Origin of the sequence: Neorhizobium sp. DAR64860/K0K1 (assembly GCF_050500205.1) — a bacterium.
In the GTDB taxonomy this organism is placed as follows: domain Bacteria; phylum Pseudomonadota; class Alphaproteobacteria; order Rhizobiales; family Rhizobiaceae; genus Neorhizobium; species Neorhizobium soli.
Window position 1 is genome coordinate 2,241,934 of the sequence record NZ_CP191459.1, and the last position, 20,931, is coordinate 2,262,864.

At 61.4% G+C, this 20,931-nt stretch carries 19 protein-coding genes; 14 read left to right on the forward strand and 5 right to left on the reverse strand.

All coding sequences use genetic code 11. The annotated features are described in order from the left end of the window. Positions 1–121: 121 nt before the first annotated feature. Positions 122–2,368 carry a mechanosensitive ion channel family protein gene (locus ACQY1J_RS15555; RefSeq protein WP_430250264.1) on the forward strand — a complete coding sequence of 749 codons (2,247 nt, stop codon included), beginning with the start codon at positions 122–124 and terminating at the stop codon, positions 2,366–2,368. Between the two features lie 29 nt (positions 2,369–2,397). On the opposite strand, the gene ACQY1J_RS15560 is transcribed toward ACQY1J_RS15555, so the two are convergent. Continuing rightward, positions 2,398–3,357, reverse strand: a complete 960-nt coding sequence (locus tag ACQY1J_RS15560) for a diacylglycerol/lipid kinase family protein (RefSeq protein WP_092661778.1) — start codon at positions 3,355–3,357, stop codon at positions 2,398–2,400. A gap of 251 nt (positions 3,358–3,608) precedes the next feature. On the opposite strand from ACQY1J_RS15560, the gene ACQY1J_RS15565 reads away from it, so the two are divergent. The 3 genes from ACQY1J_RS15565 to ACQY1J_RS15575 all read left to right on the forward strand — a co-directional run bounded on the left by ACQY1J_RS15565 (position 3,609) and on the right by ACQY1J_RS15575 (position 6,512). Beyond that, positions 3,609–4,856 (forward strand): MFS transporter, encoded by a 1,248-nt coding sequence (locus tag ACQY1J_RS15565; RefSeq protein WP_062453417.1) that lies wholly within the window; start codon positions 3,609–3,611, stop codon positions 4,854–4,856. A 115-nt stretch (positions 4,857–4,971) separates the two neighbouring features. Beyond that, positions 4,972–5,988 carry a zinc-binding alcohol dehydrogenase family protein gene (locus tag ACQY1J_RS15570; RefSeq protein ID WP_430250265.1) on the forward strand — a complete coding sequence of 339 codons (1,017 nt, stop codon included), beginning with the start codon at positions 4,972–4,974 and terminating at the stop codon, positions 5,986–5,988. Positions 5,989–6,095: 107 nt separating this feature from the next. Further along, positions 6,096–6,512, forward strand: a complete 417-nt coding sequence (locus tag ACQY1J_RS15575; RefSeq protein ID WP_062453419.1) for a DoxX family protein — start codon at positions 6,096–6,098, stop codon at positions 6,510–6,512. A 93-nt stretch (positions 6,513–6,605) separates the two neighbouring features. Here the strand turns inward: ACQY1J_RS15575 and ACQY1J_RS15580 are convergent, their stop codons facing one another. After that, the gene (locus ACQY1J_RS15580) at positions 6,606–7,223 is read right to left on the reverse strand and encodes a L,D-transpeptidase (protein ID WP_062579746.1); all 618 of its coding nucleotides are present in this window, start codon (positions 7,221–7,223) and stop codon (positions 6,606–6,608) included. Between the two features lie 193 nt (positions 7,224–7,416). On the opposite strand from ACQY1J_RS15580, the gene ACQY1J_RS15585 reads away from it, so the two are divergent. Both ACQY1J_RS15585 and ACQY1J_RS15590 read left to right on the forward strand, forming a co-directional pair. Next, positions 7,417–7,614 carry a type II toxin-antitoxin system VapB family antitoxin gene (locus ACQY1J_RS15585; protein WP_062453421.1) on the forward strand — a complete coding sequence of 66 codons (198 nt, stop codon included), beginning with the start codon at positions 7,417–7,419 and terminating at the stop codon, positions 7,612–7,614. Then, positions 7,611–7,979 (forward strand): VapC toxin family PIN domain ribonuclease, encoded by a 369-nt coding sequence (locus ACQY1J_RS15590; protein WP_430250267.1) that lies wholly within the window; start codon positions 7,611–7,613, stop codon positions 7,977–7,979. The genes ACQY1J_RS15585 and ACQY1J_RS15590 overlap by 4 nt, the downstream gene beginning before the upstream one ends. A 123-nt stretch (positions 7,980–8,102) precedes the next feature. On the opposite strand, the gene ACQY1J_RS15595 is transcribed toward ACQY1J_RS15590, so the two are convergent. After that, positions 8,103–9,779 (reverse strand): 4Fe-4S dicluster domain-containing protein, encoded by a 1,677-nt coding sequence (locus tag ACQY1J_RS15595; protein ID WP_430250268.1) that lies wholly within the window; start codon positions 9,777–9,779, stop codon positions 8,103–8,105. A 307-nt stretch (positions 9,780–10,086) separates the two neighbouring features. On the opposite strand from ACQY1J_RS15595, the gene ACQY1J_RS15600 reads away from it, so the two are divergent. Further along, positions 10,087–10,875, forward strand: a complete 789-nt coding sequence (locus ACQY1J_RS15600) for an SDR family oxidoreductase (RefSeq protein ID WP_430250269.1) — start codon at positions 10,087–10,089, stop codon at positions 10,873–10,875. A gap of 182 nt (positions 10,876–11,057) precedes the next feature. Then, entirely contained in the window at positions 11,058–11,771 is a 714-nt protein-coding gene (locus ACQY1J_RS15605) for a DNA helicase (RefSeq protein WP_430250270.1), read from the forward strand. A 7-nt stretch (positions 11,772–11,778) separates the two neighbouring features. On the opposite strand, the gene blaOXA is transcribed toward ACQY1J_RS15605, so the two are convergent. Next, positions 11,779–12,582: a class D beta-lactamase gene (gene blaOXA / locus ACQY1J_RS15610; RefSeq protein ID WP_430251960.1), complete on the reverse strand. Its 804-nt coding sequence runs from the start codon at positions 12,580–12,582 to the stop codon at positions 11,779–11,781. A 153-nt stretch (positions 12,583–12,735) separates the two neighbouring features. Here blaOXA and ACQY1J_RS15615 point away from each other — a divergent pair, with 153 nt between their 5' ends. From ACQY1J_RS15615 to ACQY1J_RS15635, 5 genes are all read left to right on the forward strand, one after another. Then, positions 12,736–13,737, forward strand: coding sequence for a hypothetical protein (locus ACQY1J_RS15615; RefSeq protein WP_430250271.1), 1,002 nt, complete (start codon positions 12,736–12,738; stop codon positions 13,735–13,737). 165 nt (positions 13,738–13,902) lie between these two features. Next, entirely contained in the window at positions 13,903–15,195 is a 1,293-nt protein-coding gene (locus ACQY1J_RS15620; RefSeq protein WP_062453428.1) for an Hsp70 family protein, read from the forward strand. 76 nt (positions 15,196–15,271) lie between these two features. Continuing rightward, positions 15,272–16,168, forward strand: coding sequence for a uracil-DNA glycosylase (locus ACQY1J_RS15625; protein ID WP_430250272.1), 897 nt, complete (start codon positions 15,272–15,274; stop codon positions 16,166–16,168). 171 nt (positions 16,169–16,339) lie between these two features. Next, positions 16,340–16,531 carry a hypothetical protein gene (locus ACQY1J_RS15630; protein ID WP_062453430.1) on the forward strand — a complete coding sequence of 64 codons (192 nt, stop codon included), beginning with the start codon at positions 16,340–16,342 and terminating at the stop codon, positions 16,529–16,531. A gap of 13 nt (positions 16,532–16,544) precedes the next feature. Then, the gene (locus tag ACQY1J_RS15635) at positions 16,545–16,679 is read left to right on the forward strand and encodes a hypothetical protein (RefSeq protein WP_256413693.1); all 135 of its coding nucleotides are present in this window, start codon (positions 16,545–16,547) and stop codon (positions 16,677–16,679) included. A gap of 83 nt (positions 16,680–16,762) precedes the next feature. Here ACQY1J_RS15635 and ACQY1J_RS15640 read toward each other — a convergent pair whose 3' ends face one another. Next, positions 16,763–17,701: a DMT family transporter gene (locus ACQY1J_RS15640; protein ID WP_092662503.1), complete on the reverse strand. Its 939-nt coding sequence runs from the start codon at positions 17,699–17,701 to the stop codon at positions 16,763–16,765. Positions 17,702–18,027: 326 nt separating this feature from the next. On the opposite strand from ACQY1J_RS15640, the gene pepN reads away from it, so the two are divergent. Beyond that, entirely contained in the window at positions 18,028–20,676 is a 2,649-nt protein-coding gene (gene pepN / locus ACQY1J_RS15645) for an aminopeptidase N (protein ID WP_430250273.1), read from the forward strand. Positions 20,677–20,931 lie beyond the last annotated feature (255 nt).

Consider the following 20,931-nt stretch of genomic DNA (forward strand, 5'->3'; position numbering starts at 1 on the left):
AACGACGATCTTCGCCATATGATGGGAACCTGCCTGCGAGCCTGCAGGGGTTGCAAAAGGACGTCATGCCGCCACGCGCGGCGCGGACGGGCAAGGGCCGCTTGGGCCGATGGAGACGCTGATGCCGTTCTGCCGAGCTGCCGCAGCAGCCTTTCTCGGCCTTCTCCTAACCGCATCTCCGATGTGGTCGCAGGACGCGCCGCTGACCGTCGTCCTCAAGCCCGGTCAGACCGCCGCCGACGTGCAGCAGGTGCTGGATCTTGCGGCCCGCACGGGCCGACCGCTGACGGTTCAGGTGGAGACCGCGACCACAACCACCGGCGCCGCTGCACACCCCGCGACCTCCGCATCGGACACGACCTCTGGCACTGCCACCGCAACCAGCGCTGATACGATGCAGATGACGCCGGAAATGGAAGCGGCCAACATGGGCATGGCCAGCTGGGAGCGGTTTTCGGACGCCTCGTCCCAAGGTTTCACGACGGCGATTGCGGGGCTGCAGGCCCTGTCCACCATGGTGGGCATGACGACCACGCATCTGGATGCCGAGGGCATTGCGAACGGCCGGATTGCGATGGTGGCGCTGCTTTCGCTTTTGGCGGGCGGCGCCGCGGCGCTCAGCGTGCGGCTTCTGTTTGCGCAGTTGCTGCGACACAGCCATTTGCGGGCCCGTCACATCGCCGGCAAGTTCCGTCGCTTCTTCAAGCGCCTGGTCGGCGATCTGCTGTCGATCGCGATTTTTCTCGGTGTCGCCCGGTGGGTCCTGCTGACGATGCTCGCGGATACGACGGCTGCCTTCCAGGTCTGCCAGGCCGCCATTGCCTTCACCCTGATCCTGCTTGTCTACATGGCGGTGGGACGGTTTCTGTTTCGGCCCGATGAGAGCGGCGAAACACTGTTCGCGATCAGCAATCCGCAATGGCATTTCCATATGCTCACCGCCTATGGCGTGATCACCGCCCTGTTTGGTGAGACCATGCGGCTGTGGAACTGGCTGGGCCTGGACCGGGCCTCGCTCGACGGGTGGTTCCTGATCGGCGGCACCCTGCTGACGCTGCTCAAGCTAACCTGGTTCTGGGGCGGCCGCGCCGGCATCCGCGCTGCGTTCAAAGGCTCAAGCCCGGGCCCCGTCCGGCGCGTCATCGGCAACCTGCTTCCGGATTTCTATGTCGTTTCGGCCATCTTCATCTGGTTCTTCGGGTCGGTCATCATCGGCTCGCCGGACAGTGCCCGCTGGAGTTTCGCGGCCGGCTCGACTCAGGTCATCCTGCTGCTCCTGCCGGTGTTCGCACTCGGTGCCCACCACGTGGTGGACGAGTTCGCGCGGCACTGGGAAACCACCCACGGGGCGGACCTATGGTCTTCCGTACTCGCCAGCCTTCGCGTGGTGTGCTCGGGCGCTGTGTGGATCGGCGGCCTGCACCTGATCACCGCGCTCTGGTGGCCGCTGATGACCAGCGGCGGCGACATCGCAACCGGTTGGATCCTCTGGCTGGAGCGGCTGAGCTTTGCCGTGGTCGCAAGCTGGGCCGTCTACACGCTGGTGTGGAAATACGCCGAGACGATCGCCCCACCGCAGACCGTGATGCTGCCCGGCCAGGAAGACGAGCAAGCGGACAAGAAGCAGACAAGCCGTCTGACGACGGCGCTGCCGGTGATCCGCAACCTGGTTCTCGGTGCGGTTCTCGCGGTCGGCTCGCTGATCGTCCTCAGTTCGCTTGGCATCAACGTGGCGCCGCTGCTGGCCGGGTTCGGAGTGCTCGGGCTTGCGCTTTCGTTCGGGTCTCAGGCGTTGGTGAAGGACGTCGTTTCCGGCATCTTCTTTATTGTCGACGATGCCTTCCGGATTGGCGAGTACATCGATACGGGCAAGCTGCAGGGGACCGTGGAGCAGATCACCGTGCGCTCCGTGCGGCTGCGCCATCACAACGGACCCATCCACACCATTCCCTTCGGGCAGATCAGCTCCGTCACCAATTTCAGCCGCGACTGGGGAACGATCAAGTTCCAGCTCCGCTTCGAGCGCGACAGCGATGCCGAGACCATCCGCCGTGCCGCCAAGAAGGTGGGGCTGGGCATGCTGGAGGATCCGGAATTTGGGCCGCAGTTCCTCATTCCGCTGAAGATGCAGGGTATCCAGGACATCACCGAAACGGCGATGATCGTGCGCTTCAAGTTTACCTGCCTGCCCGGCAATCCGGGCATCCTGAAGCGCGAAGCGATGACGCGGCTGCTGGCCGCCTGCAAGGCCGCCGGCGTGCAGCTCGCATCCAATGCGGTGACGGTGCGCTCGAACGGAGCCAATTCCGTCGATATCGAAGCCGCCGCCGCCGGCACGCCGCCACCGCTGACGTCGATCGCTGTCTGAGCGTTCGACATTGCCGCGTTCAGCGCCGATCAGACCGTAGACGGTTCCGGCGACATATTCGCAGCGGCATTTTCGCGTCCTGCAGCCGTATTCTGTCCGGGAACCAGAACCTTCAGTTCGCCGGCATGGATCTTCAGCGTCACGTCCCGCTTCATCGGCAGGAGTTCGCCATCGATGACACAGCTGACGTCGCGGCGGTGGCGAGGAAAGTGCAGTTCGAGTTCTGTTGCCGTCATCGCCGTGACCGCGGCGTTTTCCTTGAGCTTGCCGCGCAGGATGTCGAAGGTGAGTTTTGCGACCCCGGACGGCTTCATCGGTTCGGCGAGGTAGAACCCAAGATGGCCGCTGGTCAGGTCATCGGCAAACATCAGAGGATCGGTGCCAAACTCGTTGTTTGAGACCGAGATGGCCGACACCTTGCGCGAAGTGCGCTTGCCATCGACGACATATTCCATCTCGAATTCCGGCGGGTTGAACATGACGCCGATTGCAGCCCTTGCGCTTGCCCGCATCTTGCCGAGCCTCGAGGCAAAATTCATCGAGTTGCGGTAGCGCACCATCCGGGCATGCAGGCCTGCGGAAAACTGGTGCACGAAGCTTTTTCCGTTGGCGCTGGCGATATCGATCGCTTCGGGCGTGCCCTCTGCCAACGTGTCGAGGACTTCCCAGATGTCGAGCGGCAGTTTCAGCGAACGGGCAAACAGGTTCATCGTGCCGGCCGGCACCACGCCGAGAACGATACCGCTTTTCCAGGCAATGCCCGCCGCCGCGGAAATCGTGCCGTCGCCACCGCCGGCGATCAGTCCTTCGACGCCGGGCATCGAGGCTGCCTTTTCCATCGTCTCGACGACCTTGTCGCCGGCAACAACCTCGCACTCGATCTCGTGGCCGGCAGCCCGGAAGGTCTTCAGGGCGTGGTCGCAGTAAGCGTCCATATCCGTGGTTCGGAAAGTCCCGCCATCGCGGTTGAAAACGGCATGTAGTTTCATCGACAAGGGACCAGGTGCTCGAGGGCGGCGGATAACGACAGGGTGGAAAATGGTGAGGCCGCGGCAGATATCAACGGCACCGCATGGCGATTGCACGATTGTGGTACAGTTGGTTTTTGTCAAAAGCCTACCGCGCTGCACAATCACGTGCTAATCTGCTGTCAATTCAACTGCCTCAAAGCCCCATCATTTGCTCCCGGACGCGCTCGCTTCGAGCCGTACCCGTCCGCTTTTTCAACAGATGCGATACCATGACAGACACCGCAGTCCGACACGTGCCCGATGCCAAGGCCAACACCAGACCTGACGACAGCATCCCGAAAACCAGCCTTTCCCCCCTCGCCGTCCTTCTGATCGAATTCGCGCTTGCCGTCGGCGGCTTCGGGATCGGTACCGGCGAGTTCGTCATCATGGGCCTGCTGCCGAATGTGGCGGAGACGTATCAGGTCAGCATCCCAACGGCGGGCTATGTGATCAGCGCCTATGCGCTGGGTGTGGTGATCGGCGCGCCGATCATCGCAATTCTATCGGCCCGGCTGCCGCGCCGCACGCTGCTTCTGGCTTTGATGGGTGTCTTTGCGGTCGGCAACATCCTGTCGGCGATGGCGCCAAGTTTCTGGAGCTTTACCGCGCTGCGCTTCGTCACCGGCCTGCCGCACGGGGCCTATTTCGGGGTAGCCTCGCTGGTGGCCGCCTCCATGGTGCCGCCCAACAAGCGCGCCCGCGCCGTCGGCCGCGTCATGCTGGGTCTGACGATCGCGACGCTGCTCGGCACGCCGCTTGCCACCTTCATGGGCCAGATGCTGTCCTGGCGCTCGGCCTTCTACCTTGTCGGCTTCATCGGTCTCCTGACCGTGGCACTCGTCTGGTTTTTTCAGCCGAGGGACAAGGTGCAAGAAGGCGCCAGCATTCGCCGCGAACTCAGCGCATTCGGCAAGACACAGGTCTGGCTGACGCTCGGCATTGCCTCGGTCGGTTTCGGCGGCATGTTTTCGGTGTTCAGCTACATCGCCTCCACCACGACGCAAACGGCCGGGCTTCCGGTCACCATGGTGTCGATCGTCATCGCCCTGTTCGGCATCGGCATGAATGTCGGCAATATTGTCGGCTCGAGGCTTGCCGACATTTCGCTGAAGGGCACGATCGGCGGAACGATGGTGTTCTACGTGGCCGTGATGCTGGCCTTTGCGACCTTCGCGCATATCCCTGTTATGCTCTATATCACCGTCTTCCTGGTCGGCTGCGGATTTGCCTGCGGCCCGGCGCTGCAGACGCGGCTGATGGATGTGGCCGCCGACGCCCAGACGCTGGCGGCCGCTTCCAACCATTCGGCCTTCAACATCGCCAACGCACTCGGTGCCTGGCTCGGCGGGCTCGTCATCGCCTGGGGCTGGGGTTTTCAGGCAACCGGTTATGTCGGTGCGGTGCTTTCGCTGATCGGGCTCTGCGTCTTCGGCGTGTCGGTTGCTCTGGAACGTGAGGCAAAGCCCTCAGCCTGAGCCAGAAAGCGCCGTCTCGGTAAAGCGTACCGGCGCTCGCCTGCGCCGCCTTGCCGTTGCCGTCGTTACGCGCGATGTATCGTCCTCACTGCCCTGAGCTTGACGAGGAGATTCCATGCGCGCTGTCGGTTTTAGCGAAAACCTGCCGATCACATCCGAAAACGCCCTTCTCGACATCGAGCTGCCGGAGCCCGAGGCCAAGGGGCGCGACCTGCTGGTCGAGATCAAGGCCGTGTCGGTCAATCCTGTCGATACCAAGCAGCGCCGGTTGCAGCCTGTCGAAGCTGGCCAGTACCGGATCCTCGGCTTCGATGCGGCGGGCGTGGTCAGAGCGGTCGGGCCGGATGTGAAACTCTTCAAGCCGGGTGACGAGGTGTTTTACGCGGGCGCGGTCAACCGTCCCGGCACCAATGCGGAACTGCATCTGGTCGACGAGCGGATCGTCGGCAAGAAGCCTTCCAGCCTCTCCTTTGAGGAGGCCGCCGCCCTTCCGTTGACCGCCATCACTGCCTACGAGACGCTGTTTCACCGGATGAAGGTGCAGGACAAGGTGGCGAGCGCCTGGAATGCGGTTCTGGTCATCGGCGGCGCCGGTGGTGTCGGCTCGATTGCCATCCAGTTGCTGCGGGAGCTGACCGACGCGACCGTGATCGGCACCGGCTCGCGGCCGGAAACACAGGACTGGATCCGCACGCTCGGCGCTCACCATGTTCTCGACCATTCCAAGCCGCTGGCAAAACAGATCGCCGGGATGGCGATCGGCAACCCCGCATTCGTCTTCTCGACGACGGAAACCTCCGATCACATCAACGACATCCTCGAGATGATCGCGCCGCAGGGACGACTGGGGCTGATCGACGACCCGAAGGAGCCGATCGATATCCGCCAGTTCAAGCGCAAGGCTTTGTCGATCCATTGGGAGACGATGTTCGTTCGGCCGGTGTTCCAGACCGCCGACATGATTGAACAGTACAAGCTGCTCAATCATGTGTCCGAACTGGTTGATGCCGGCAAGATCCGCACGACGCTGTCCGACGTGATCGGCCCGATCAATGCTGCAAACCTCAAGAAGGCCCACGCCAGGATCGAAAGCGGCACGACGCGAGGCAAGCTGGTTCTGTCCTGCTTCTGACCACGCAGCAACACACACCCCATAAGGTGTATCGATAAAAACTTACACCTTATCACGTTTGCCGTTTGGAGCTATGGTCCAGGCGGGTACGCGCAAAGGGGGTTCTTATGGCGACATCGCAGTCCAATACATTCGGAAATCCGCTGGATATCGTGACCGGGTCCACATGGTTCGGGTATCTGGCCCGAGCCGTCCTGACGTTCATGTTCTGGGGAAGCGGGCTTTCCAAGCTCATCGATTTTCCGGCCGGCGTCGCGGAGATGACGCAGTTCGGGCTGGAACCGGCATTCGCCTTCAACGTGGCCGTCATCATCACCCAGCTGGTGGGTTCGGCGCTTATCATCCTCAACCGCTGGACCTGGCTCGGTGCCGGCGCGCTCGGCGTGTTCACGGCGCTGACGATTCCGATCGTCCACCATTTCTGGACGATGGAAGAGCCGTTCAAGACGCTCGAGTTCTACGTGGTGATGGAGCATATCACCGTGATCGGCGGCCTGATGGTCGTCGCCTGGAAATCACGCTGAAGGGTGTTCAGGTCCACCCATAACATCCAAATGCGAAAAGGCCCGCCGCCACGACAATGACGGCAGGCTTCTTACGGATGGCTGCGGCTTGTATCAGGCACTCGCCTGGATGACGACGACCTTTGCGCCGACCTGGACGCGCTGGAAAAGATCGATGACGTCGTGGTTCATCATGCGGATGCAACCGCTCGACATCGCGTGACCGATCGAATCCGGCTGGTTGGTGCCGTGGATGCGGAAATGCGTATCGTTGCCGCCGCGGTAAAGATACATCGCACGGGCGCCGAGCGGGTTGTTAGGGCCGCCCGGCATGCCGCCTGCGAGCGCCCGGTAGCGCGGTTCGCGGCGCTGCATGTTGGCCGTCGGCGTCCAGGTCGGCCATTCGGCCTTGCGGCCCACATAGGCGTTTCCGGAGAGTGCAAGACCGGCGCGGCCGACACCGACGCCGTAACGGATCGCCCGGCCATTGCCGAGGATGTAATAGGCCCGGCGCGCAGGCGTATCAACGACGACGGTACCTGCCTCGTAGGAGCTGACATAGTCGACTTCGGTCCGGCGCAGTTCAGGCCTGATCCGATCGATTGGCACCGGTGACAAGGGGAAAGCCTCGCCTGGGAGCGCTGCATAATTGCGCTGTTCTGGATACGTGGATGCGCAGCCGGCCAGCAGAAGCGGCAAACCGACCAGCAGGCCGCGACGGGAAATCGACATGAATGTGTCCTTGGCGAGTCGAGAAGATGACCAAGAATTACGGATATTATGGTTAATGAAGTGATAAGGCGGGTGCGGATCGAGCGAGTTCCATGGCGTATTTGCACCGACAACACCGTGCACGCCCACAGGCGCACGCGACGTTGTTAAGCGCATCATCTGATGTTATTTTTCATGCGAAGGGAGACTGACCATGCGAACGACGATCACCATCGATGATGAACTGCTTATCGATGCAAAGGAACTGACCGGTCTTCAGGAGACATCGGCGATCGTCAAGAAGGCGCTTACGCTTCTCGTTCAAAATGAAGCTGCACGGCGCCTTGCTCTGCTGGGCGGAACGGAACCAGACTTCAGATCAGCGCCCCGCTGGCGGCCGGACGAGCAGTGATTCTGGTCGATACAGTCATCTGGGCCGACCATCTCGGCAAACCAGACCCGAGGCTGATTGCTCTGCTGGAGAATGGACAAGTCTGCACTCATCCGCATGTGATCGGGGAACTGGCGCTGGGGAACATGCGCCAATACGATGTGATCATCGGCTATCTGCATCGGCTGCCGAAATCCGTAACAGCGTCAGATGCGGAGGTTCTGGCAATGATACGGACACAGAAACTGTCCGGCTCAGGCATCGGCTATTGTGACGCGCATCTCGTGGCGTCTCTGTTGTTGACGCCGGATCTGTTGCTTTGGACACGGGACAAGCGGCTGAACGCTGTCGCCCACCGGTTCGGCCGTGGCTGGACCTCAGTCTGAAGCGCTCCCAGCAAACCTGCGCAGCGATTTGCATTCGGGACTGTGCGGAGGCGCCTCTCTAGATCGCTGTGCGTCCAATTGAACGCACAGCGGTTGCTCTGGTCTCCCTCGGCACCTCAAGGATCACATATTCTGATAGACCGGCCCCTCGCCACCCTGCGGCGGCACCCACACGATGTTCTGGTTGGGGTCCTTGATGTCGCAGGTCTTGCAGTGGACGCAGTTCTGGGCGTTGATGACGAAGACTTCTTCGCCGTCCTTCTCCACCCATTCATAGACCCCGGCGGGACAGTAGCGGGTCGAGGGGCCCGCATAGACTTCGAGCTCTGAGCGCTTCTGCAGGTCCATATCCTTGACCTTGAGATGGACCGGCTGGTCTTCCTCGTGGTTGGTGTTCGACAGAAACACTGACGAAAGACGGTCGAAGGTCAGCACGCCATCAGGCTTCGGATAGTCGATCTTCTTGTGCTGTGCCGCCGGCTCCAGGCTTTGCGCATCGGTCTTGCCGTGCTTCAGCGTGCCGAAGAACGAGAAGCCGAACAGCTGGTTGGTCCACATGTCGAGACCGCCGAGCGCGACGCCGAGACCGGTTCCGAGCTTCGACCAGAGCGGCTTGACGTTGCGCACGCGCCTCAGATCGGTGCCGATCGCCGTCTGGCGCCATTCATTCTCGATCTCGACCGGCTCGTCATTGGCGCGGCCGGCAGCGATGGCGGCGGCCAGCTTGTCGGCGGCCAGCATGCCGGAGATGACCGCGTTGTGCGATCCCTTGATGCGCGGCACGTTGACGAAGCCGGCGGAACAGCCGATCAGCGCGCCACCCGGGAAGGACAGTTTCGGCACCGACTGGTAGCCACCCTCGGTAATCGCACGCGCGCCGTAGGACAGGCGCTTGCCGCCCTCGAACGTGCCGCGGATGGCCGGATGCGTCTTGAAGCGCTGGAATTCCTCGAACGGATAGAGATAGGGGTTCTTGTAGTTGAGGTGGACGACGAAGCCGACTGCGACCGTGTTATCCTCCAGGTGGTAGAGGAAGGAACCGCCGCCGGTCTTCATGCCGAGCGGCCAGCCGAACGAGTGCTGCACGAGGCCCTGTCTGTGGTTCTCCGGCTTGACCTGCCACAGTTCCTTGATGCCGATGCCGTATTTCTGCGGCTCGCGATCCTTGGCAAGATCGAATTTCGCGATCAGCTGCTTGGCAAGCGAGCCACGCACACCTTCGCCGATCAGCGTGTACTTGCCGAGCAGTTCCATGCCGCGGGTATAGGCAGGACCCGGTTCGCCGTTCTTCTCAATCCCCATGTCGCCGGTTGCGACACCGATTACGGCACCCTGGTCATTGTAGAGCACCTCGGCGGCGGCAAAGCCGGGATAGATCTCGACGCCCAGCGCTTCGGCCTTTTCGGCGAGCCAGCGACAGACGTTGCCGAGCGAGACGATGTAATTGCCGTGATTGTTCATGAGCGGCGGCATGGCGAAGTTCGGCAGGCGGATCGAGCCGGCGGGACCGAGCAGCAGGAACTGGTCGTCGGTCACTTCGGTCTTGAAGGGATGGCCCTCTTCCCCGCGCCAGCCGGGCAGAAGCGCATCGATGCCCGACGGATCGACCACGGCGCCCGAGAGGATATGCGCACCGACTTCGGCGCCTTTTTCCAGAACGACCACCGTCAGATCCGGGTTGACCTGCTTCAACCGGATCGCAGCCGACAGGCCGGCCGGGCCAGCGCCGACGATCACGACGTCGAACTCCATGCTTTCTCGTTCAGGAAGCGGGTTGGCGGAAAGGTCTTGGGCGTCCATTGCAAACTCCGATGCCGGCCCCTCGCCGGCGCAGTAGGTCTGTTTCTGTCTTGTCAAACGCGATCCCGCTTGTCGAGGCGCGAAAACGTCTTCCGGCTTGTCATTCGCGCAAAGCACGCTTCCGTTTTCTCAACTTACGTTGACGTACACGTAAATAACGGTTCTGGCGCCAAAGGCAAGTTCTGGCTTTCGCCATGGGTGGACCAAAGCTATAAAGCCCCGGCATTCAAATGACCGGTCCCCGCGTCGCAACCTGTCGTCGCGCCCGAAGGCCCGTCATGAACCTCGTGCAGAGAAGGAAAGCTTCATGGATCTCGGTATTGCCGGCAAACGCGCGCTCGTACTCGCCTCCTCCCGCGGCCTCGGGCTGGGGATAGCCAAGGCTCTGGCGGCGGAAGGCGCAAACGTCCTTCTCGTCGGTCGGTCGGGCGATCAGCTGGCCGAAAACTGCAAGGCGATCAATGCGCTCGGCAAAGGCAAGGCCGAGTGGGTCCGCGGCGATCTCGGCGAAGAGAATTTCGTCGCTTCGATGGTGACGGCCGTTGAGGAAAAGCTCGGCGGCATCGACATTCTCGTCAACAATACCGGCGGCCCGACGCCCGGCACGACTGAGGATATGAGCGCCGACAAGCTCGACACGTTCTTCCAGTCCATGGTGCTGCGCGTCATCACGCTCACCAACACGTTGCTGCCGCAGATGAAGGCGCAAGGCTGGGGCCGCGTTCTGACGGTCGCCTCCTCCGGCGTGGTTGAGCCGATCGCGAACCTCGCGCTGTCGAATACGCTGCGTGGCGCGCTGGTCGGCTGGAACAAGACACTTGCGACCGAAGTGGCGGGTTCCGGTATCACCGCAAACATGCTGCTGCCTGGCCGCATCCTCACCGACCGGATCGAGGAACTCGACACGGCCAATTCGAAAAAGCAGGGCAAGACGATGGACGAAGTCCGCGCCGCATCGGTCAAGACGATCCCCGCCGGCCGGCTCGGCACGGTCGAGGAATTCGGCGCTGCCGGTGCCTTCCTCTGCTCGGAAGCCGCAAGCTACATCACCGGATCGATGCTGCGCGTCGATGGCGGAGCGGCCCGCTCGTTCTAACCTGACAAGACCACTTTGAAGACAACACGGATCGCGCTAGGATCTGATTCTGGCGCGGTCCACGCCTCCCCCCTCCGACCGGGAAAGTAAACCTCATACCGGACCTCCGATCATCGAACCGACTGTTCGAGCATCCGCACAAGGAGGGATTGCGCAATACGCTCGCAATAGGAGGTTTGACCATGAAGACGACAGTTCCGATCTATCAGCTGAAACGCAAGGCGAAGCTTCTCGCCCGGCAGACATCCACTCCCCTCCACGCCGCGCTCGACCGGATCGCCATCGAGCAAGGGTACCGGAGCTGGAGCCTGCTATCGGCCAAACATGCCGAAACATCGCCCGCCGAAATCTTGTACCGAAGCCTGAAACAGGGCGACATGCTGCTGGTCGGTGCAAGGCCGCGACAGGGCAAGACGCTGATGGCGCTCAGTCTTGCCATCGAGGCCATGAAAGCCGGCAATAGCGCCTTTTTCTTCAGCCTCGATTATACGCCTGCCGACATTCTCGGGCGCTTTCGCGCGCTTGAGGTCGAGCCTCAGCGCTTCGGAGACCAGTTTTCGTTCGACTGCTCCGATGCGATCAATGCCGGTTACATGATCGAGGCGCTGGAAACCGCTGCAGCCGGTACGCTGGTCGTGGTGGACTATTTGCAGCTTCTCGACCAGAGGCGCGAAAACCCGCCGCTGGCCGACCAGGTTTCCACACTCGAGTCTTTCGCCCGTAAGCGCGGTCTGATCATCGTCTTCGTGTCACAGATCGACCGCGCTTACGACGAGGCGACGAAGCCCCTCCCCGACATCGCGGATGTCAGGCTTCCCAACCCGATCGACCTGTCCAAGTTCAGCCGGACCTGCTTCCTGCAGAGCGGCAGCGTGGCGTTCCAGCCGAACGGGTAAGCGACGGTCAGAGATCGGCGGCAAGCTTCGGCAGGTCGGCGATCAGGCTGTCACGCACAACATAGCTGATCGGCGTGTCGGGATAGCGCTTCACGTCGACCAGCAACCTTGCAAAGATCACGCGGCGGTCGTTCTGCTCGGCCCAGCCGACGAACCAGCCGATCGGGCGGGAATAGTCCGGCTTGCCGTCCTTGCCGCGCATCCAGCCGGCGCCGGTCTTGCCCTGCACGTCCCAGCCGTCAGCAGCTGCAAAATGCGGCAGGATGGCCTGTGTCATGTCGGAAGCCTTTTCCGAGATCGGCAGCTTGCCGGTGAGGAAGCGGCGGATGAACGCCACCTGCTGGTCCGGCGAGATCTTCAGCGACGACATCAGCCAGGCTTCCGTCAGACCGTCCGTGCCCGCGGGTCCGCCTGAGACATCGCGGTTGCCGTAACCGAAGGCCTTCACATAGGCCGCGAACCGTTCTTTGCCGAGCTTGCGCGTGATCTCCTGCGAATACCAGACGATCGAATCGCGTTCCCAGATAGTCGGGTCGACATCCTTTTGCTCACGCTGCGAGCGGTTGAACTTCGCCTGGTATTTCCAGAGCGGCGTCGTCTCGTCGGTGAGGATGCCGGCGTCATAGCCCATCATCGCGAGCGGCAGCTTGAAGGTGGATTGCGGATAGAAAGCCTGATCGCAGGCGCCTTCCCGGTGCACTTGTTCACCTGTCTTTTCCTCGATCACGACCGTACAGGCGATGGGCTCGGCAGCATGGGAGGCCACGCCGGAAAACAAGCACGCAACCGTGATCAACGACAGAAACTTCATTTTCTTCAACACTCTAGCAGTCCTCCTTGTGCGACGCCGGGAAGATCCTCCATGAATGTGTAAACATTGAGTTAACTTGTCATGCCGGTTTTGACCCCTCGTCAAGGCGACGCTGGTACAGGCCTCGCTTGATTAGAACCCAAGGGGCATACCGTGTTAATTGACAGCCTTTTCAAAGGCGGATCGAGTTCATCCTCGCCGAGCCAGACGTCCAGTTCCAGCCAACCATCCTCTACGAGCCAGACGTCCACCTCAAGCACACAGCCAGCAAGCACAACATCCGGCACTTCAGCCGCAACCACCCCGACCAGCACCGAGCAGGTCAAACCGGTCGCGAGCGCAGAACCCGAAACGCAGGTCGACAATAGCGATGACGGCATCTACTCCGCCACGCCTCCGGCGTCGGGTGACGAGACTGCAGAAGCCGAGCCAGTAGCGGCCGATAATGATGAAGCCAGCGAGAGCGTAGGCGACACAGACAAATCCGAGACGCCGGTTTCCACCGCGCCGGAAACTGCTGCGACCGGCGATGCAAAGCCTGAAAGCACCGAGACCAGCGGCGCCGAAACAGACCGCGACGCTTCGATGGTTGAAGACGACGACACCGCAGCGCCAACGTCCAGTGCGCCATCGGGAAGCACATCGACCGGAAGCGTGCCGGCAGAAAGCACGACGGAAGCGGAGCCATCCGCTGAACCTGAGGCGGGTGCCGTTCCTCCATCAAACAGCGCTCCATCAAACAGTGCGCCATCGAACAGCGTGAGTTCCGGCAGCGCGTCTGGCCCATCCTCGTCGGGTCCGGTACAGGCTGGCACGGCATCCACGGCACCGGCGACGGGCTCGAGCACGGGAACGACCGCTTCGTCGTCCAACGCTCCGACCACCGCGTCGACCTCCGTCTCCAAGACGGCTTCTGCCGATCGCGTCGCTGACTTCCTCGACCAGGTCGCTAGGATCCAGACGCGTTTCGGAACGACAGGTACCAGCGAGGAACAACAGGCTCGCGAACGGGCTTCGGAAGTCGTCCAGAGCCTGATGGTCAGCCAGTTGCTGGACAATATCGTCTCCAAGCAGAGCCAGACGATTGGCACCCTGTTCGGCTCCCGAGACGAGGCCGACACGCTGGAAACGGAGAAAATCTACAGCGCGGCATAAACGCTATCGGCATGGGGTTCAGTCCCTTTCCGCTCTTGCCTTCGCCCGCACCTTGTGCCATCACGCGCCCTCTTGAAAAACGGGGCGCGTTTTCGCGTTCTGTTGCCCTCGGAGGCGGCGCTTCCGGTTCATCATTTTCGACGTAGATTTTTAAGGAGCACGGCCATGGCACGGGCGCTCGGGCTTGATTTCGGCACGACCAATACGGTTCTGGCATTGGCGGACAGCGGCGCCACCACGCATTCGCTGGAGTTTTCCAGCAGCGCCGGCACCACGGATTCGATGCGCACGGCGCTGTCCTTCATGAAGGATGCGAAGCTTGGCGCGCAGGCGCTGAAGATCGAGGCCGGTCAGGCCGCCATCCGCCAGTTCATCGACAATCCCGGTGATGTTCGCTTCCTGCAGTCGATCAAGACCTTTGCTGCAAGCCCCCTGTTTCAGGGTACGCTGGTGTTTGCCCGCCGGCACATGTTCGAAGACCTGATGGAAATCTTTCTGAAGCGGCTGCAGGCCTACGCGGAAGGCAACTGGCCGGGCGAAGTCTCGCGTCTCGTCGCAGGACGTCCGGTGCATTTTGCCGGCGCCAGCCCGGATGAGAAACTCGCCACCGATCGCTACAACGAAGCGCTGACGCGGCTGGGCTTTCCGGAAATCCACTATGTCTACGAGCCTGTCGCAGCCGCCTATTACTTCGCGCAGAGCCTGAAGAGCGATGCCACCGTTCTGGTGGCCGACTTTGGCGGCGGCACGACGGACTACTCGCTCATCCGCTTCGAGCGTGTCGCCGGCAAGCTCGTCGCAACTCCGATCGGCCATTCCGGCGTCGGCATCGCCGGCGATCACTTCGACGCGCGGATGGTGGAGCATCTGGTGGCGCCAGAGATTGGCAAGGGCACGCATTTCAAGAGCTTCGACAAGCTTCTCGAAGTGCCCTCCAGCTATTATGCGAATTTCTCGCGCTGGAACCAGTTGTCTATCTTCAAGACGACCCGCGAGTTCACGGATCTGAAATCGCTGGTGCGCTCGGCAACCGATCCCGACAAGCTGGAACTGTTTATCGATCTCGTCGATCACGACGAAGGCTATCCGCTCTATCAGTCGATCTCGGCCACCAAGATGGCGCTTTCTGCGTCCGACGAGGCGGAGTTCAATTTCTCGCCGCTCGGCCGGGGTGGCAAGAAGATGGTGAAGCGGACCGATTTCGAAACCTGGATCGCCGACGACCTCGCCCGGATCGAAGGTGCGCTGGACGACGTGCTGACCAAGACAAACACGGCACCTGATGAGGTCGACAAGGTGTTCTTGACCGGTGGGACATCCTTCGTGCCGGCGGTGCGGCAGATCTTTAACCGGCGCTTCGATGCCGGCAAGATCGAGAGCGGCGGCGAACTGTTGTCGATCGCCCACGGTCTGGCCCTGATCGGCGAAAGCGGCGATGTGGAGCAGTGGGCGGCGTAAGCACTCCGCGAGGTTCTCCACAGCCGCGGACGGAATCCCATTCCAACCCGAGCCCGACATGCTATAGGGTGCGCATATGAGCCCCACCGCCTCCGAACTCGATCCTGCCGAACTTGCAGCGCTGCTGCATTTCTATGCGGATTCGGGTGTCGACTGGCTGGTCGAGGACGAACCGGTCGATCGCTTCGCGCAGTTTGCCGAGCAGAAGGCCGCGAAGGCGCAAGGGCGAGCGGCACCGAACGCGTCGTCACCGCCGCAAGGTGAGCGTGAGGCCTATGCTGGCGGCGGCGATGCCCCACAGCAGCAGCGTCCCGCACCCCCGGCTCCGCGTCTTACCCCCTCCTCCATGCAGCAGGTCGCCATTCCCGATGGCGGCGCGGTCAATGCCGCGCGTCTTGCGGCAGACGGTGCCGGCACGCTTTCCGAACTGAAGACGGCGCTGGAAACCTTCGGCGGCTGCAACCTGAAACACGGCGCCCGCTCAACGGTGTTCATGACCGGCGATCCGCAATCGCGCATCATGGTGATCGGCCCGATGCCGAATGCCGAAGATGATCGCGACGGCACACCGTTTTCCGGGCGGCAGGGCCAATTGCTCGATCGGATGCTGTCGGCGATCGGCCTGTCGCGCGAGACGGTGCTGCTCACCAACATCATCCCCTGGCGTCCGCCGGGAAGCCGGATGCCGTCCGACGCCGAACTTGAAATCTGCAGACCGTTCCTCGACCGTCAGATCGCGCTTGCCGAGCCACGCCATCTGCTGCTGCTCGGCAACTTTCCCGCGCGTCTGTTCCTCAGCGACACCGGCACGATCCATTCCATGCGCGGTGAATGGCGCGAGGTCACGGCAGCGGGACTTGCGGTTTCCGCGCTCGCGACGCTTCACCCGCAGGATCTGCTTGCGGCACCGGCCAACAAGGCTCTCGCCTGGCAGGATATGCTGCTGTTCAAAAGCCGCATTTCCGGCACTTGAATGCCCAGAATCTAGGCAGCGGACCGACGATTCGCGTTAATATTACCAATTTGTGAATATCGTTATGCGTGCGCTGCATGTCAGCGCCGCGTTTGCCGCCATTGATGAATCAATGCTGCGCTGCAATATATCATCCTGTCTTGGGAGGACACGGTTTAAGGAACCAAGGCAATGACCACACGCTTTCGTCCGATCCATTCGGGCTTTGAAACCCTCCGCGTTGCCGGCCTCGCGCCGCGCTCCTCGAACGGGTACCACCATTTCGGATCTGCCACGCACGAGCAGATCACGTCGCGCTCGATGAGCCGTCCGGTCGGGATAACCCGTCCGTCCGCCGTCTTCGCAGACTTTCGTGAACGCTGAGGGTATGACGACAATGAAAACCGTTCTGCACCCGATCCGTACGATCCGCGACAGCATTCTCCAGATCAGCTGCGCGGTATCTGCATCCGTCGAGTTTTCCCGTTCAGCGGTAAAGCGCTCCGACGCGGAAACTGCAATTCCGCTGTAAAGCGTCATCCACGTTGGATTGAACTGTCGAGGGCTGCGTCACGCGGCCCTTTTGCGTTTGGGGCATGTTCCTGCAGCACGGGTTCAGTTGGCGGTGCTTGACGCCCGGCGTGCCGCCTTGCGCTCGAGACCCAACCGATGCTCGCGGTAGATGATGAAGATACCGGCGGAAACCGTAATCGCGGTACCGATCAGCGTCGTTGCCGTCGGCACGTCCGCAAACAGCAGATATGACACGGCAATGCCCAGAATGATCGACGTATAGTCGAAGGGTGCGACTGTCGAGACATCGGCAAATCGATAGCTTTCGGTCAGGAAGATCTGCGCTACGCCACCGCATAGCCCGGCCGCGATCAGAAGCAGAAAACTGCTCCAGGGCAGCGACACCCAGCCGAACGGCAGGCTGGCCAGCGACAGAAGCGCGCCGGTCAGCGAAAAATACAGCACGATCGTCGCCGTCTTTTCGGTCTGCACCAGCTGGCGCACCTGCACCATGGCAAGACCGGCCAGCACGGCGGCACAGAGAACCGCGATCGCACCGAGCGCCTGTTCGGAGGCAAACCCGCCGTCGCGGAGCAGTGTCAGCTTTGGCCATGAGACGACGAGAACGCCAACGATTCCGATCAACACCGCCGTCCAGCGATAGACGCGCACTGTTTCCTTGAGGATGAGCGCTGCAAACACGACGGCCATCAGCGGTCCCGCGTAGCCGATGGCAATCGCTTCCGGCAGCGGCAGGTGGATCAGGCCGTAAAAGCCGAAGGCCATCGACATGATGCCCAGCACACCGCGCTTGAAATGTCCAAAAATGCTCGACGTGTGGAATGCCGGCCATAACTGTCCAAGAACCGACAGGTAGAGCACGATCGGCACGATCCCGAAAGCGGAGCGGTAAAAGGTGATCTGCCCTGCAGGGATCCCCGTTCCGGCGGACTTGATGCAGACCTGCATGGCCACGAAGATGACGACGGAGATGACCTTGAAAAGAATGCCCCGCAAGGGGTTCTGCGCGTCGGCCACCATCATGCACTCTGCAAAAATCACGGTGACGGGACCGTAATCGCAGCACCACCAAAGAAAAGGATTCGAATACAAATCACAATAACCACATTTCCCGGGGCCGCGACAGGAAATTGACAAAGCACAATCACGAAGCATGATGGCAAGTCAGCTTCCGCGAGGCTGCTCAAGACTGGAACAAAATCGCGTTATCTTAAAGGTGGCTTCAACAATCGTTTAGTATTGCGTGCAATGATCCGCGGCGGCGATGGGGATTGTCGAAAGCTCAATGCGCGCAACCGCGCAGATCCTCGACGCGTTCAATTTGAAGAGCCGGTTCAGGAAAAGTCATGCGAACAGATACGGGCCAGATCGTACATCTGGCAGATTACCGCCCCACTGATTTCGTTCTGGAACGTGTCGACCTCACCTTCGAGCTCGACCCGACGAACACGAAAGTGGATGCCCGGCTGATCTTCCATCGCCGCGAAGGCGTGGATCCGTCCGCTCCTCTGGTGCTCGATGGCGACGAGCTTGCTCTCTCCGGCCTGCTGTTTGACCAAAAAGACGTGCCGGCCAGTCAGTACGATGCCACGCCGGAAAGCCTCATCATCCGTGATCTGCCGGCCGAGGCGCCGTTCGAGATCACCATCACGACCCATATCAATCCGGAAGCCAATACGCAGTTGATGGGGCTTTACCGCACCAATGGCATCTATTGCACGCAGTGCGAGGCCGAAGGCTTCCGCCGGATCACATACTTCCCTGACCGTCCCGACGTTCTGGCGCCCTACACGATCACCATCATCGGTGACAAGGCCGCCAACCCGGTCATGCTGTCGAACGGCAATTTCCTGGGCGGTGCCGGATATGATGAAGGCCGCGCCTTTGCCGCCTGGTTCGATCCGCATCCGAAGCCATCCTACCTGTTTGCTCTCGTCGCCGGCGATCTTGCGGTCGTCGAAGACACGTTCGTGACGATGTCCGAGCGTGAAGTGACGCTGAAGATCTTTGTCGAGCACGGCAACGAGTCGCGCACCGCCTATGCCATGAACGCTCTGAAGCGTTCGATGAAGTGGGACGAGGAGCGGTTCGGCCGCGAATACGATCTCGATATCTTCATGATCGTCGCCGTCTCCGACTTCAACATGGGCGCCATGGAGAACAAGGGGCTCAACGTCTTCAACGACAAGTACGTGCTGGCCGATCCAGAGACTGCAACGGATCAGGACTACGCCAATATCGAGGCGATCATCGCCCACGAATACTTCCACAACTGGACCGGCAACCGCATCACCTGCCGCGACTGGTTCCAGCTGTGCCTGAAGGAAGGCCTCACGGTCTATCGCGACCACGAATTCTCGGCCGACCAGCGCTCGCGTCCGGTCAAGCGCATCGCCGAAGTGCGCCATCTGCGCTCGGACCAATTCCCCGAGGATGGCGGCCCGCTCGCCCACCCGGTCCGCCCGACGACCTATCGCGAGATCAACAATTTCTACACGACGACGGTCTACCAGAAGGGCTCCGAAGTCACCGGCATGATCGCCACGCTGCTCGGCAAGGACGATTTCAAGGCCGGCATGGATCTCTATTTCGAACGGCATGACGGCCAGGCCGTCACCGTCGAGGACTATGTGAAATGCTTCGAGGACGTGAGCGGCCGGGATCTCACCCAGTTCTCGCTCTGGTACTCGCAGGCTGGCACGCCGCTCGTCAACGTCTCGACCGAATACGACCAGGCATCCGCCACGTTCAAGCTATCGCTCGAACAGATGGTGCCGGCAACGCCCGGCCAGCCCGACAAGCAGCCGATGCACATTCCGCTGTCCTTCGCGCTGATCCTCGACAATGGCACCATTGCCAACGCGACATCCGTCAAGGGCGGCGAAGTCACCGGTGACGTGCTGCATCTCACCGATCGTCGCCAGACCTTCACCTTCACCGGCATCGCGTCGCGGCCGGTCCTGTCGCTCAACCGCTCGTTCTCGGCGCCGGTCAACATCGCCTTTACCCAGACGCCGGCCGATCTTGCGCATATCGCGCGTCACGACACGGATCTGTTTTCACGCTGGCAGTCCCTGGCGGATCTCGCCATCCCCAACCTCACCAAGGCTGCCCGCGATGCGCGGGAAGGTCATGAGGTCACCTGCGACCCGGCGCTGATTGCGGCACTTCTGGAAGCGGCCGGTGACGACACGCTGGAGCCGGCCTTCCGCGCGCAGGTTCTGGCACTTCCGAGCGAAGCCGACATCGGTCGCGAGCTTGGTGGCAACAACGATCCGGAAGCCATTCACACGGGCCGCAATGCGGTCTTGAAGCTCATCGCAGATGCTGGTGAAGACCTGTTCAAGCGTCTGTTCAGTGACATGAAGGCAGATAGTGCCTATTCGCCGGATGCCGAAAGCGCCGGCAAGCGGGCTCTCAAGGCTGCGGCACTGACCTACCTCGCCTATGCCGAGAACAGCCCGCAGCGCGCGGCCGAAGCCTTCGGTGCAGCCGACAACATGACGGAACTGTCGCAGGCGCTCACCCTGCTTGCCGATCGCTTCCCGGAAGCGTCGGAAACAACAGGTGCGCTCGCAAGCTTCCTGACACGGTTCGGCGAAAACCCGCTCGTCATCGACAAGTGGTTCTCGCTGCAGGCGACCATGCCCGGCGAAGATGCACTGGCGCGGGTCAAAGCGTTGATCGACCATCCGCGCTACAATGCCGGCAATCCGAACCGTGTTCGCGCACTGGTCGGCATGTATGCCTTCTCGAACCCGACCGGCTTCAACCGCCGCGACGGCGAAGGCTACCGGTTCCTCGCCGGACAGATCCTCGAGATCGATCCGAAGAACCCGCAACTTGCCGCCCGCATCCTCACCTCGATGCGCTCATGGCGCTCGCTGGAGCCGACCCGCGCCGACCAGGCCCGCGACGCTTTGATGACGATTGAACGTAGCCCGTCCCTTTCGACTGACGTGCGCGACATCGTTGAGCGTATGCTGAAGGGCTGAGACAATCTTCGTGCAAAATGACATCCGCGTCGGCTGCCTGCCGGCGCGGATATTTTTTGCGCCGATTTGGCACATTTTGGTACATCTTGCTTGACGGGGCTTGATAACTCGCATCCTGAAAAGCGTTACCCAGACACCTGATTTGCGGATCCTCTCAGGCGTAAATGCGTCGACTATCATATGGTTAACGAAATGTTACCAACCCTCTGGACACAGAGAATCACTCTGTGATTCATTAGGTCAGATTCGAGCGGC

Coding starts and splice junctions, on each gene's coding strand:
- ACQY1J_RS15555 (WP_430250264.1), top strand. CDS start 122: ATGCCGTTCTGCCGAGCTGCCGCAGCAGCCTTTCTCGGCCTTCTCCTA.
- ACQY1J_RS15560 (WP_092661778.1), bottom strand. CDS start 3,357: ATGAAACTACATGCCGTTTTCAACCGCGATGGCGGGACTTTCCGAACC.
- ACQY1J_RS15565 (WP_062453417.1), top strand. CDS start 3,609: ATGACAGACACCGCAGTCCGACACGTGCCCGATGCCAAGGCCAACACC.
- ACQY1J_RS15570 (WP_430250265.1), top strand. CDS start 4,972: ATGCGCGCTGTCGGTTTTAGCGAAAACCTGCCGATCACATCCGAAAAC.
- ACQY1J_RS15575 (WP_062453419.1), top strand. CDS start 6,096: ATGGCGACATCGCAGTCCAATACATTCGGAAATCCGCTGGATATCGTG.
- ACQY1J_RS15580 (WP_062579746.1), bottom strand. CDS start 7,223: ATGTCGATTTCCCGTCGCGGCCTGCTGGTCGGTTTGCCGCTTCTGCTG.
- ACQY1J_RS15585 (WP_062453421.1), top strand. CDS start 7,417: ATGCGAACGACGATCACCATCGATGATGAACTGCTTATCGATGCAAAG.
- ACQY1J_RS15595 (WP_430250268.1), bottom strand. CDS start 9,779: ATGGACGCCCAAGACCTTTCCGCCAACCCGCTTCCTGAACGAGAAAGC.
- ACQY1J_RS15600 (WP_430250269.1), top strand. CDS start 10,087: ATGGATCTCGGTATTGCCGGCAAACGCGCGCTCGTACTCGCCTCCTCC.
- ACQY1J_RS15605 (WP_430250270.1), top strand. CDS start 11,058: ATGAAGACGACAGTTCCGATCTATCAGCTGAAACGCAAGGCGAAGCTT.
- blaOXA (WP_430251960.1), bottom strand. CDS start 12,582: ATGAAGTTTCTGTCGTTGATCACGGTTGCGTGCTTGTTTTCCGGCGTG.
- ACQY1J_RS15620 (WP_062453428.1), top strand. CDS start 13,903: ATGGCACGGGCGCTCGGGCTTGATTTCGGCACGACCAATACGGTTCTG.
- ACQY1J_RS15625 (WP_430250272.1), top strand. CDS start 15,272: ATGAGCCCCACCGCCTCCGAACTCGATCCTGCCGAACTTGCAGCGCTG.
- ACQY1J_RS15630 (WP_062453430.1), top strand. CDS start 16,340: ATGACCACACGCTTTCGTCCGATCCATTCGGGCTTTGAAACCCTCCGC.
- ACQY1J_RS15635 (WP_256413693.1), top strand. CDS start 16,545: ATGAAAACCGTTCTGCACCCGATCCGTACGATCCGCGACAGCATTCTC.
- ACQY1J_RS15640 (WP_092662503.1), bottom strand. CDS start 17,701: ATGGTGGCCGACGCGCAGAACCCCTTGCGGGGCATTCTTTTCAAGGTC.
- pepN (WP_430250273.1), top strand. CDS start 18,028: ATGCGAACAGATACGGGCCAGATCGTACATCTGGCAGATTACCGCCCC.